The sequence below is a fragment of the Salinimicrobium catena genome (assembly GCF_900102915.1).
GTDB classification, from domain to species: Bacteria; Bacteroidota; Bacteroidia; order Flavobacteriales; family Flavobacteriaceae; genus Salinimicrobium; species Salinimicrobium catena.
This window is the reverse complement of sequence record NZ_FNGG01000001.1, coordinates 776472-789215: the sequence shown is the minus strand read 5'-3', so window position 1 is coordinate 789215 and position 12744 is coordinate 776472. Positions and strand designations below refer to the sequence as shown.

Below are 12744 nucleotides of genomic sequence, written 5' to 3'. Positions count from 1 at the left end.
TTTATTCCCTTTCCGTCCACTTCACGGTCTCCATCAAATGCCGAATGTCATCTTTAAGATAAGCGGCCGCGGGAATAATTGAGTCGAAATTGGGTTGGGCATTAAAGTAGACCGAGCCGGTGAGAAAATGCCGCACACTGTCCGTCAGGTAGAACTGGGCTTGCGAAGCCGCATTTCCCGAAACTTCATAGAACATTCCGTAGGTCTTGTTGTACGGATTTGTATAAACATCACCCTCTATAGCATCAGCCTTAATGGTATGCTGCAGCGGCAATTTTTGCGCATCTCGCAACAAGGAGTCCAGGTTATTGCGAACAGGCTGATAGGTTAGAAAAATGGTTCCATCCAGAAGCTCGTAATTCAGGTTTAGCCAGCAATCTTTCGCTCCTGCCGGTTTCTTGGCAACGGCCAGCTCATTTACCTCAAAAGAATAGGGACAGTCGTTATTGAATGGCTTATACTTGGCCTCAGGATAATCAAGAGCCAGATAGGCCTTGGGCTTAGGCTGCTCCTCATCGCCACAGGAGGCAAACAACAAGATCAACGTTCCTATAAAGATCAACTTTTTCATAGCTGTGTAATGCTGACTTTGATCTGTTTGATCCTTTTATGATCTATCACTTCTATGGTGAAACTGTATCTTTCGAACAATATCACATCATTCTTTTTCGGAAAGCTTCCCGAGATCTCCAGCAGGAATCCGGCGAGGGTTTCGGCCTCCCCTTTATTTTCCTCGAAAAGAGAAGGATCTTCAAGTTTCAGCACCCGGTAAAAATCCTTTAAAGGAGTCTTCCCTTCAAAAACATAATTATTGTCATCGAGTTTAGAGAAGATAAGGTCCTCGTCATCGAATTCGTCACTTATATCACCCACTATCTCCTCAATGATGTCTTCAAGAGAGATGAGTCCGCTGGTACCGCCGTATTCATCCACCACAATCGCCAGGTGATTTTTCTTATTCTTGAAGTCATTCAAAAGATCGTCAAGTTTCTTGTTTTCCGGTACAAAATAAGGTTCCCTTAAAAGCGAGATCCAGTCAAATTCTTCCAGCTCCAGGTAAGGCAGGAGGTCTTTAACATAGAGGATGCCGAGAACGGAGTCAATATTGTCTTTGTACACAGGAATCCTGGAATAACCATTTTCAATGATCTCCGGAATGATGTCTTTGTACGCCTGGGTCTCGTTAAGGGCGAAAATGTCCATTCTTGGACGCATCACCTGTTTGGTATCGGTATTTCCGAAGGAAACGATCCCTTTCAGAATTTTCTGTTCCTCTTTGGTCGTGTCGTGCTGACTTGTTAGCTCAAGCGCCTGCGAAAGCTGATCAACACTCAACCCGCTTTTCTGATTTCCCAGTCTCTCGTGAATAAATACCGTAAGCGACCTCATAGGCACGCTCAATGGAGAAAAGAAACTGTCGAGGAAATTTAAGGGATAAGCCATAAAATGGGAAAAAACCACCTTGTTTCGGCTGGCATACACCTTTGGAAGTATCTCTCCAAACAGTAATATTAAAAAGGTCACCACCACTACCTCAAGAATGAACTTAAGGTTAATGCCAAAGAAAACCGTATTGATATTTTCAAAAGCGGCATCTGTAAGGGAGTCAAAAAGCAGGATGATGGCAATATTGATCATGTTGTTGGCAACCAAAATGGTAGCCAGCAATTTCTTGGGCTTATCCAGGAGCGCGATGACGATATTCTCCTTAACCGTTCTCTTAGCCTCATCCACTTCAAAATCGGCAGGAGTAAGAGAAAACAAAGCCACTTCGGCGCCCGAGATGAGGGCGGAAGAGATCAAGAGTAAAACAGCTGCGATTATACCAAAAAGCTGCGGAAGATCTATTGCTAAAATTGAGGATATTAAACTGGCAGGATCAGGATCCAAATGTTTCGGTTTTAATTAAACTTAGAACGGCAGATCATCCTCGTCCTCCTCCTGAATTTGGGGAGACTGTCTTGGTGCCGTGTTCTGCCGCGATTGTTGCGGCTGCTGACTCTGCGCCTGGTATGGGTTCTGCCCTTGAGATGGACCTGCAGAGCTCTGATCTTTAGGTGTCAAAAATGTGAAATCTGTACACTGTATCTCGGTAGAATATCTTTCATTTCCTTTATCGTCCTGCCATTTCCTGGTCTTAAGACGCCCTTCAATATAAACTTTGTCCCCTTTCTTAAGGTACTTCTCACAGATCTCGGCCGCCTTGTTCCTCACCACGATATTGTGCCATTCGGTATTCTCAACCCTTTGGCCGGTTGTTTTATTAGTATAGACCTCATTGGTAGCCAATGGAAAACGACCTACAGATCCGCCACCCTCAAAATAGTGCATTTTTACGTCGTCACCAGTATGGCCAATAAGCATTACTTTATTTAAAGTTCCGGTCATTTTATTTCGGTTTAAAAATTGAATTAAATTCTAAAATAAGGAAAAAATGCTTCGGTTATAAAATTCGCACTTTTTCTTTTTCTTTCCTTCCGGAAATACTTCGGGAAAAGTACAAAAAAGCAGAGTGTCTAAAAACCATAGGTATCAATAAATTTTTCGATCAGCGCCGGCACCGGAAGCTTCTCCACATCACCAAAGGCTATCCCCTCTTCCGGAAGTTCTTCGCAGTTCACGATCCAGAATTTCGTGTGGATGTGCTGGTGGGAAAGTTTATGAACTATAGGTGTTTCATTAAAAAGATCTACCCTCTCCTCCTTTATTACGTTATAATCCTGGCAGGCGTCTTCCTGCACCAGGTTTGAAAATGAAGCTTCGGAAGCGGTTTCCACCAGCGGGAATTCATATAATCCTTTCCAGATACCTTTGCCTTTGCGTTGTTGCAGAATTGTCTTCTCTTCTTTGGAAACGAACACCAGGTAATTGAAATGCCGCGTCTTGATCTTTTGCTTCTTCAGCTTTACCGGGAGCTGGGAGATCCTGTTCTGGTTAAAGGCAACACATTCGGCTGCCAAAGGGCAGATTTCACACTGCGGTTTCCGCGGAGTGCAGTGCAGGGCGCCAAATTCCATTATAGCCTGATTGAATTCCGCAGGATCCTTTTTATCGAGGAGCGTTTGTGCCTTTTCCCCGAATTTCTTTTTACCCTGAGTGGTATTAATAGGAGTATCTATTCCGAAGACCCTGGAAAGCACCCTGAAGACATTGCCATCTACCACCGCCACCGGTTCATTAAAACATATAGAGGCTACCGCGCTGGCGGTGTAGTCACCCACTCCCTTAAGCTTTAAGAGATCACGATAATTATCGGGAAATTTTCCGCCGAGCTCTTCAGCCACGAATTTAGCAGCTGCCTGCAGGTTTCGGGCGCGGGAATAGTAGCCGAGACCCTGCCATTGTTTGAGCACTTCTTCTTCCGAAGCATTAGCGAGATCAAAAACAGTAGGAAATACATTTATAAAGCGAAAATAGTAAGGCATTCCCTGGGCGACACGCGTTTGCTGAAGTATAATTTCGCTCAACCAAACCCGGTAAGGATCAGATGTTTTACGCCAGGGGAGATCCCTTTTATTTTCCAAGTACCAAGAAGTCAGTTTTTTAGCAAAAGGCATCAAATAAAATTCTTAGCTGCAATAATAATTCTTTATTCTCTTACTATTTAATGGTTTAGGATTGAAAAGTTGCAGATTTAATTCCTATATTTGCACCTCGAAAATTTACAAACCCCAATTTAATAAATCATACGACAATGACGAAAGCAGATATTGTGGCAAAGATCTCCGAAAAATTAGGAATGGAAAAAGGAGACGTACAGGCGACCGTTGAAACCTTCATGGAAGAGGTGAAAACTTCACTGGAAGCCGGAGATAATGTTTACCTAAGAGGTTTTGGAAGCTTTATCATTAAGACAAGAGCAGAAAAGACAGGAAGAAACATTTCCAAGAACACTACTATCAAGATCCCAGCTCACAACATTCCGGCATTCAAACCTGCCAAAGTATTTGTTGAAGGTGTAAAGACCAACGTAGAAGTAAAGTAAGACCTTACTGCCCGAGGGCAGGCAAAAAATAATTTATTAATCTAAAAGTCACACTATGCCAAGTGGTAAAAAAAGAAAAAGACATAAGGTAGCGACGCACAAGCGTAAGAAAAGAAGAAGAGCTAACCGCCACAAGAAAAAGTAGTTTTCACACTACTTTTTTTGTTTAAAACGTTCTTTGAAATCGAAATTTAAACTTCAGTTTTACCTAAACCGGAGTTTAAATTTCTTCAGGATTTAAAAACCCTGTGAATTTTATTGTTTAATCCATCTGTACTTGCCCCGGTGAGTGTAGATAAAAATCATTAAGAGTGAACAAAGAGTTAATTATTAGAACCGGTTCCTCTGCTGTAGATTTTGCCTTATTAAAAGATGGAAAACTAATAGAACTCAACAAGGAAGAAGACGACAGTAATTTCTCTGTAGGCGATATTTTTATCGCCAAAGTAAGAAAAGCTGTCCCCGGATTAAATGCCGGCTTTGTAAATGTAGGCTATACGAAAGATGCATTTTTGCACTATCATGACCTTGGCCCACAGGTACTTTCTTTGCTGAAGTTCGTAAAACGTGTAAGCACAGGTAAATTAAAGGATTACTCCCTCAAGGATTTTCCTTTTGAAAAAGATATTGATAAAGACGGAAGTATCACTGATGTCTTAAAATCAAATCAATCGCTACTGGTACAGGTAGTAAAAGAGCCGATTTCCACCAAAGGCCCAAGGATAAGTTCAGAACTTTCCCTTCCCGGCCGTTACATCGTGCTGGTCCCATTTTCAAACCGCATCTCTGTTTCTCAAAAAATAGAGAGCAAGGAAGAAAAAGACCGGCTCAAAAGACTGGTGAAAAGTATAAAACCCAAAGGTTTTGGCATTATTGTACGTACCGTAGCAGAAGGCAGAAAAGTAGCAGAACTGGACAACGACCTACAAAATTTGATGAATCGTTGGACAGGAATGTGTAAAAAGCTGCACAAAGCTCCTCATCCATCCAAAGTACTTGGAGAACTAAACAGAGCATCTTCTATTCTTAGAGATGTGTTTAACGACACTTTTACTTCCATATGTGTTGACGATGAGACTTTGTACACACAAATCAAAGATTATGTGAGCGAGATCGCTCCAAAAAAAGAATCGATTGTGAAGCTGTATGACTCCAACGTACCGATCTTTGAGAAGTTCGGGATAGAGAGACAGATCAAAACTACTTTTGGCCGCACAGTGTCCATGAACAAAGGGGCATACCTGGTAATAGAGCACACAGAAGCCATGCACGTCATTGACGTGAACAGCGGAAACCGCTCTAACAAATCCAAGAACCAGGAAGACACCGCACTCGAGGTAAACCTCATCAGTGCTACAGAAATTGCCCGTCAACTGCGCCTTCGCGACATGGGAGGTATCATCGTAGTTGATTTCATTGACATGAACAAAGCCGAGAACAGAAAGGCTTTGTATGATCACCTCAGAAAAGAAATGAGTGATGACCGCGCCAAACACAAGATACTGCCTCCAAGTAAATTTGGACTAGTACAGATCACACGACAAAGGGTTCGGCCCGAAATGAATATCAAAACAAGGGAAGAAAACCCTAACAAACAGGGAGATGAAATAGAAGCTCCAATTGTTTTGGTAAACAAGATCACAACCGACCTCGAAAAACTGATCAAAAAAGACTATAAAAAGATCACTTTAAGTGCACATCCTTTTATAGCAGCCTTTTTAACAAATGGTTTTCCATCACCACGCGCCAAATGGTTCTTCGACCACAAACGCTGGGTAAAAATTGTACCAAGAGATGCTTACACGTATCTTGAATATCATTTTCACGACAAAGACGGGGAAGTGATTCAATAACATTAGAAACGCCTTTCATTAATTTGGGAGGCGTTTTTTTATTTCTAGTAGTGAGATATGAGAATTGAGTATTGAGATCTCACTACCAAAAATCTTATTTTTACTAACTATTTTTGAATCTTGAACCTTGAATAAAGACTCCGGAAAATCGTATACCGTCAAAGAAGCTACAGTGAAACTCATGCAGTTCTGCGCCTATCGGGACAGATCGCAAAAGGAGGTGGAAGATAAGCTTTTGGAGATGCGAATGATCCCTGAAGCCAGGGAGCAGATCATCATCAAGCTCATGCAGGAGGATTTCCTGAACGAGGAGCGCTTTGCCAGAAGTTTTGTCCGCGGAAAGTTCCGGATAAAAAAATGGGGGCGAATAAGGATCAGGCAGGAGCTAAAACTGAGAGAGATCTCCTCTCCTATCATCAAATTGGCCATGACCGAGATCAATGAAGATGATTACCGTGAAACCCTTATTGAACTGGCCGAAAAGAAACTGAAGCTCCTCAGGGAACCCAATAAATTAAAACGAAGAAAAAAGCTTTCAGACCACTTGCTTCAAAAAGGCTACGAAGCCGGACTGGTTTTCGATCTTACCAGTTCTCTTATTGAGTGATCTTATTCTTGCGATTAGTGCGTTTTACCGCCTGCTCGTTCTTGTAATCTATCCACTTTTGACCTTTCCAACTGCGCATATAATTATCAAAATGCCGCATAAAAAAGACATTATAGACAGCTTTTGAAAGATTCTTGAGGTTTCGTGGTGTTGCCCTCAGGCTCATGGAAAATCCCGCAGTGAGGTACGTCATCTGGTGCCAGTAACCCTCAGGCATATATAGCGTCTCCCCATGCTTCAGCTCGGTAATTAGACCTTGGGCCTTTTTGAGAGCCGGAAACTTTTCATAGTCGGGGTTCATAAAGTCTATATCCTCCCGAGCTATCAAAGCATGAGGTACCTTGTAAAGGTATTTTGTTTCTGAAGGCGGAAAAAGTATACATTGCTTCTTTCCATGAAAGTGAAAATGCAGGATGTTGGCATAGTCAATATCATAATGCATGAAGACCTTGGAACCTTCCCCACCAAAGAAGAGCATCGGGATCTGCTTCAGCAGTCGCAAACCGATATTGGGATAACTAAAATCCTTTTGTAATGCCGGCACCTCCTTCAACAGGTGGTAGAGAAAGACACGATAGCTGGTAGGCCCTTTTTTCAGCAGCTCAATGTAATCACCCATCTTCATCCTTTCATGGGGCTCATTAAACTTATATTTAGATGAGATGGGCCTGTCATCAAAAAGCGGCACGACCTTCTCTCCGGCCATTTGCTTCATGTAATCAAGCGACCATTTCTCGTATGCCGGCCAGTCTCCGATCAGTTTTTCGATGACCACCGGCTTCTGTGGCTTAACATACTTCGCTAAAAAGTCCTTTTTTGAAAGGCTCTCTTCTCTTGGAATTTCGGTTAATTTCAATCCTTCTTTCATCGTTCCACAACTTATCTCCCTGAGGTTCCCGCCAGTAACTATACTTAAGCCTTTTTAGACTTACCCTGTGCCGCAAGGTTACGTTCAATGGTATGCCCGGGCCTTGACCATTTTGGCTTCTCCCCAAGATTTTGAAACTTCGAATTTTCGGCATCTACGCTTTCGGGCTGCGACTTTTTGGTGAATGGTTTCTGCGGATTCAATCCCAAAGCTTTGAACATTTGCATATCCTCGTTCACATCCGGGTTTGGAGTAGTGAGCAGCTTATCTCCGGCGAAAATAGAGTTCGCCCCGGCAAAGAAGCACATGGCCTGCCCTTCCCTGCTCATTTGGGTCCTTCCAGCAGATAATCTCACCTGGGTTTCAGGCATGACGATACGCGTTGTCGCCACCATCCTGATCATATCCCAGATAGGCACCTGCTCCTGTTCGGCTAACGGAGTTCCTTCCACAGGCACCAAGGCATTGATAGGCACAGATTCAGGCTGCGGACTTAAAGTTGATAAAGCAACTAGCATTCCGGCACGATCTTCAACGGTTTCACCCATCCCGATTATTCCTCCGCTACAAACAGTAACGTTCGTTTTCCTTACGTTGTCTATAGTTTTAAGTCGGTCTTCAAAACCGCGGGTTGAGATCACCTCTTTATAATACTCTTCTGAAGAGTCAAGGTTATGGTTATACGCGTAAAGTCCGGCTTCCGCCAAGCGCTGGGCCTGATTTTCGGTAAGCATTCCCAAAGTACAGCAAACTTCCATGTCAAGCTTATTGATGGTACGCACCATTTCAAGCACATTATCAAACTCTTCCCCGTCTTTTACATTTCTCCACGCCGCACCCATACAAACTCGCGAGCTACCCGATTCCTTGGCTCTTAAGGCCTGAGCTTTCACCTGGTTCACGCTCATCAAATCATTACCCTCAAGATCTGTGTGATAACGGGCCGCCTGCGGACAGTACCCGCAATCTTCGGGACAGCCCCCGGTCTTGATCGACAAAAGCGTCGAAACCTGCACGGTATTGGGATCATGGTGTTCCCGGTGAATAGTGGCCGCTTCGTAAAGCAGCTCCATAAAAGGTTTATTATATATCTCGAGTATCTCTTCTTTTGTCCAGTCGTGCCTAATCGCCATAATTATGTTTTTGAAATTCAAAAGTAAATAAAATGCATTTGTTTCGCCTGCTTCAAAAAGCTTTTTCCCGTGTTTGCTTCGGAAGGCTTACCAGGATAGTTACCGCGTTTCCGCCGAAACCTACCGCATTGACCAGGATATTCCTCAGTTTTTTAGGGGCCTTACTTTCCGAAGAAAAAGGAACCGAAATGAATTCCCCCTGCTGCAGCATAAGAATTGCCAGCTCCAGGCTCAGGGTACCCGAAGCCCCGAAGGTATGCCCTATTTTCCACTTATTGGTGGTGAGGGCAGGTAATTCCTTCCCAAAGACAGCCTTTATGGCCTTCATTTCTGAAAGGTCTCCCTTGATGGTACCGGGGGCATGCATTACGATCGCGTCAACTTCAGCCGGAGAAAGATCTCCCATTGCCATTTTCATGGACTGCTGAAATGCCGAGCCATTAGCTGAAATTGAAACTGAATGCTTCAATCTTTCCGTAGCATATCCAACCCCCGAGATCAAAGCGAGTGCATTTTCCCGTTCCCCGGCCTCCATACAGATCACCGCCGCCCCTTCTCCAAGCACCATGGAATTCTGCTTTTTTTGAAGGTTCAGGGCCTGACAGGGATAGTCCATATCTTCCCTGGCGCTAATTTTCATGGCCTGCACCTGGGATATGGTAAAAGGTGTTAAGGCAGCCTCGCTACCACCGGCCAGAAATTTTTGGGTCATCCCCGAATTGATCCAGGCCACCCCGTTCAAAACGGCATGCAGCGCGGTTGAACAGGTTACCGAATGGGAGATCTCCACTCCATTGCTCTGCAGATCCTGTGCTACCCAGGAGGAAATGTTACCCAAAGTAGTGTTTGGCGAGGTTAGAGTGTTAGCCTTGCCGTTCTGGAGAAAGTCCCGGTGGTAATTTTCAAAAAGTGACGTGGCCCCACGGGAACTGCCAATATTGATGCCTATTTCTTCTCCCTTTTCCCATACTGCCTTTTGCACTGCCTTTCTCGAGGCATAGACCCCAAAAAGAACAGAATCATCCACTTTTTTGAAGTTCGGGTTTTCTTCCCGTAATTGTTCGATCTCCAATCGCAGCCTTTCAGGCAAAAAAGCTCCAAAAGCTTCGGTGCCCGCAAAGTCATGCTTCCGAAGAAAATGGCGCTCCTCTTTATAATGTTCCCAAACCTCTAATTCAGCCGAACCTAAAGCTGATACAGCTCCTACCGAGGTAATAGATATGTTCGTTTTCAAAAATTGCAATTTTGGGGCAAAAATAAGGGCTGAGATCCAGAATTCCCTGCAGAAATCAGTTAATTTCTCCGCAATAGAGGTTCAGAATGGAATCCAGGGGCTCATTGTTGTTCAGTTTCTGACGAATGTTCTCAAGCACCTTTTGAGGCACAAATGACAGCAAAGGCTGCTCTACCTGTTTAAAGTGCCTGAAAGCCTGAAATAGCTGTGCATCCCACTCCTGATGATAGCGCAAAAGATCGTCCGGATAAACTGTATCACGCTCTGCACCTTCATCAAGCGCTTTGAATGGCTCGACCACATTAAGGTAGCCATAATCATCTGTCAGCTGCTCCCCTTCATTTATATCCCTAACCGCAAGTTCAAAATCATAGGCTGTGGAAAGACAGTTCGACCTGAAGCTATGATTTACGTATTTGGAAAGGTCCCAGCAAAGCACAAAATGTCCTTTATTGTTCCTGAAGGAATATTTGTCTACCAGCTCTCGGGTCTGGGGACGCATCTTTTCAACCTCAGCCGGAGTAAGAACCCTGTCCAGTTCATCCTGTACCCAGGTAATGGTACCCCTGGGAATGAACCTGGTCGCCACAACACCATGGCCAATTTCCTTGCTAATGAACCTTACTTCGGTATGAGGATGCATCATAATAGACTGAATTTCAGTCTAAAATACGAAATAAGCAATATGAAATGCTAAAAATAACTGCCGACTCAAAACTTTTCAAGCGCAGCTTCTATGGCAGAATATATTTTTTCCAGTTCCACCTTGGAAATGATGTAAGGGGCAGAGATGTAAATCGTACTTCCAAGAGGGCGCAGAAAAACGCCATTTTCCATAAAATGTGCGAAAAGCTGATTCCGTAAGTCTCCGTAGCGCTCCATTTCCACGTCCAGTTCAAAAGCGATGATCACGCCGAGCTGCCTCAAATTCTTCACTTTTGAATGATCTTTTATTCTTTGTCCAAATTGTTGGTGAGATTCCATCACTCTCTTTATATCCTGTTGAATCTCTTTAGAAGTGAGTAATTCCAATCCGGCCAGGGCAGCCGTACAAGCCAACGGATTGGCGGTATAGGTATGGCCGTGAAAAAGCCCTTTTGAAATGTCTTCTGAATAGAAGGCGTCGAAGATTGCCTGCGTACAGGAAGTGATCGCCATTGGCAGCAGTCCGGCAGTCAGGGCTTTTGACATGCAAATGATATCCGGGCTGGTTTCCAGGTATTCAGAAGCGAAATTCTTTCCGGTCTTTCCAAAACCGGTCATCACCTCATCGGCAATGGTGATAATATTGTTCTGCTTACAAACCTTCAGTATAGTATTTAGCCCTTCGGCATCATGCATTTTCATGCCTGCGGCTCCCTGCACCAGGGGTTCGTAGATGAAGCCGGCAATATTGTATTTAGAAATAAGATCCCGAAGCTGCTCCAAAACCTCACGATTATTATTTCCCATGGGAACCGCTAGCCGTACTACTTCTATGAAATGCTCCTCAAAAGCGCCATTATAAACCGATAATCCCGAAACTGACATGGCCCCGAATGTGTCTCCGTGAAAGCCTTCCTCAAAAGCCAACATCACCTTGCGGTCATTTCCCTGGTTGTGATGGTACTGCAAGGCCATTTTTATCCCGATCTCTGTAGCGGTAGAACCGTTGTCGCTAAAAAATAATTTCTGCTGATTATTCGGGAGGATGTTGATCAAAGCTTCGGAAAGTTCTATAGCAGGAGCATGAGTGAACCCGCTAAACACGACCTGGTCCAGCTGCTGCATCTGGGCGGCGACCCTTTGGGTGATCTTTTTGTTGCAATGTCCATACACTGCCGTATACCAGCTGGCAATGCCGTCAATGTATTCCTTGCCCTTATCATCAAAAAGGGAAGCTCCCATCGCCTTTACAATGGGCAGCATTTTGCCCGAAGTTTTGTGTTGGGTGAGGGGGTGCCACAAGTGTTTTTGATCTCTTTGCGCGAGAGATAAATTTTCCTTCTTCATAAGATCTGGTCTTTCAGAAGGCAAAGCTAAAGAAACGGCATAAAAAAGCCCCTCAAGTGGAGGGGCTTTTCTATAAAACTCTAATTCTAATTATTGCTTCATTCCGGTAACAACAACATCTGCTTTAGTAGTACTCCTAGCAGCGATACTTAATCCTAAGATTTCAAAATCTAAACCAGTAGCTGCGGTAACTGCTAACATTCCTTTAAAGGTCATTTCTCCGGTAGTCTCATCCTGCTCATAAGCAGCGTAATGAAGTTCATATTCACCTTCTTCAAGGAAATTTAGAGAGTAGCTGCCATTAGTTTCACTCACCACAGCGCTGTTCACAGCACCTGAAAATGCAACTCCACTGGCGTTTTCGTTAGCCTGATCAGCTGAGTATTTTCCTTTTTCATAAGCGTAAACCACAATAGTTTCAGCAGTATCGTTTGAATCTTCTACTGTTCCTGCTATGGCACCAGCATTAACCCTGTTTACGGCACGAATACTCCCTTGAAGATCACTTCCCGATACAAATTTATAACCTTCTCCCTCGGCAGCGATCATTTTTCTAAGATCAAAATCAAGTACGATAGCATTATTCGCGCCTGCAACGACCTCAGCGGCATCTGTTAAGACAATTTCGGTAGTTCCTAAAGCCAGTTCAACTTTCTCACCACCTTCTAATAAGATGTAATTTGCCACAGCTTCTCCCTTATCATCAGCATCATTAGAAAGCTCAACAACAATAGTTGAAGTGGCACCTGCTTCAAGATCAACATCGCCCAGAGGCAATGTTTCACCATTTTGATATGCCAGCAGATCTACGGTTGTGGTATTGAATCCTTCCAAGGCTTTCCCGTTGATCTTAATATTGGTAATGGTCACAAAAGCTCCCTTTACCTCTGCATTATCTATGGGGGCATCGGTAACTTCTACAGTGGTGTTATAAGTTTCTGCAGAAGGCTCTGTGTTATCATCCTCATCTTTTGAGCAGGAGACGATAAAAAGCATTGAAAAAAGTAAAAATCCGACTTTGAATAAATTTCTGTAATTCATAACATTTGATTTGTGTGGCAGTTTTGACCTG

General features: G+C 43.7%; 13 protein-coding genes. 3 read left to right on the top strand and 10 right to left on the bottom strand.

Going from position 1 to position 12744, the window contains the following annotated elements:
- Position 1 precedes the first annotated feature (1 nt).
- From gldD to mutY, 4 genes are all read right to left on the bottom strand, one after another.
- Complete coding sequence (gldD, locus tag BLS64_RS03590; RefSeq protein WP_093111778.1) at positions 2-571, bottom strand: gliding motility lipoprotein GldD; 570 nt, start codon at positions 569-571, stop codon at positions 2-4.
- Positions 568-1890, bottom strand: a complete 1323-nt coding sequence (locus BLS64_RS03585) for a gliding motility-associated protein GldE (protein ID WP_093111776.1) — start codon at positions 1888-1890, stop codon at positions 568-570. The genes gldD and BLS64_RS03585 overlap by 4 nt, the downstream gene beginning before the upstream one ends.
- Positions 1891-1911: 21 nt before the next feature.
- A complete protein-coding gene (locus tag BLS64_RS03580) occupies positions 1912-2388 on the bottom strand; it encodes a single-stranded DNA-binding protein (protein ID WP_093111774.1) in 477 nt (158 codons plus the stop codon).
- A gap of 128 nt (positions 2389-2516) precedes the next feature.
- A complete protein-coding gene (gene mutY / locus BLS64_RS03575; protein WP_093111772.1) occupies positions 2517-3557 on the bottom strand; it encodes an A/G-specific adenine glycosylase in 1041 nt (346 codons plus the stop codon).
- Between the two features lie 122 nt (positions 3558-3679).
- On the opposite strand from mutY, the gene BLS64_RS03570 reads away from it, so the two are divergent.
- The 3 genes from BLS64_RS03570 to BLS64_RS03560 all read left to right on the top strand — a co-directional run bounded on the left by BLS64_RS03570 (position 3680) and on the right by BLS64_RS03560 (position 6445).
- Complete coding sequence (locus BLS64_RS03570) at positions 3680-3985, top strand: HU family DNA-binding protein (protein WP_256325185.1); 306 nt, start codon at positions 3680-3682, stop codon at positions 3983-3985.
- Between the two features lie 311 nt (positions 3986-4296).
- Positions 4297-5838: an Rne/Rng family ribonuclease gene (locus tag BLS64_RS03565; RefSeq protein ID WP_093111768.1), complete on the top strand. Its 1542-nt coding sequence runs from the start codon at positions 4297-4299 to the stop codon at positions 5836-5838.
- Between the two features lie 127 nt (positions 5839-5965).
- Positions 5966-6445 (top strand): regulatory protein RecX, encoded by a 480-nt coding sequence (locus tag BLS64_RS03560; protein WP_245693367.1) that lies wholly within the window; start codon positions 5966-5968, stop codon positions 6443-6445.
- Here BLS64_RS03560 and BLS64_RS03555 read toward each other — a convergent pair.
- The 6 genes from BLS64_RS03555 to BLS64_RS03530 form a co-directional block, all read right to left on the bottom strand.
- Complete coding sequence (locus tag BLS64_RS03555; RefSeq protein ID WP_093111766.1) at positions 6435-7313, bottom strand: cupin-like domain-containing protein; 879 nt, start codon at positions 7311-7313, stop codon at positions 6435-6437. The two genes, BLS64_RS03560 and BLS64_RS03555, sit on opposite strands and share 11 nt — an antisense overlap.
- Positions 7314-7357: 44 nt before the next feature.
- Entirely contained in the window at positions 7358-8446 is a 1089-nt protein-coding gene (gene bioB / locus BLS64_RS03550) for a biotin synthase BioB (protein ID WP_093111764.1), read from the bottom strand.
- Positions 8447-8498: 52 nt separating this feature from the next.
- Positions 8499-9680, bottom strand: coding sequence for a beta-ketoacyl synthase N-terminal-like domain-containing protein (locus BLS64_RS03545; protein ID WP_093111762.1), 1182 nt, complete (start codon positions 9678-9680; stop codon positions 8499-8501).
- A 55-nt stretch (positions 9681-9735) separates the two neighbouring features.
- Positions 9736-10326: an SET domain-containing protein gene (locus BLS64_RS03540; RefSeq protein WP_093111760.1), complete on the bottom strand. Its 591-nt coding sequence runs from the start codon at positions 10324-10326 to the stop codon at positions 9736-9738.
- Positions 10327-10391: 65 nt separating this feature from the next.
- The gene (bioA, locus tag BLS64_RS03535) at positions 10392-11672 is read right to left on the bottom strand and encodes an adenosylmethionine--8-amino-7-oxononanoate transaminase (RefSeq protein ID WP_093112303.1); all 1281 of its coding nucleotides are present in this window, start codon (positions 11670-11672) and stop codon (positions 10392-10394) included.
- A 90-nt stretch (positions 11673-11762) separates the two neighbouring features.
- Positions 11763-12713: a DUF4382 domain-containing protein gene (locus BLS64_RS03530; protein ID WP_093111758.1), complete on the bottom strand. Its 951-nt coding sequence runs from the start codon at positions 12711-12713 to the stop codon at positions 11763-11765.
- Positions 12714-12744 lie beyond the last annotated feature (31 nt).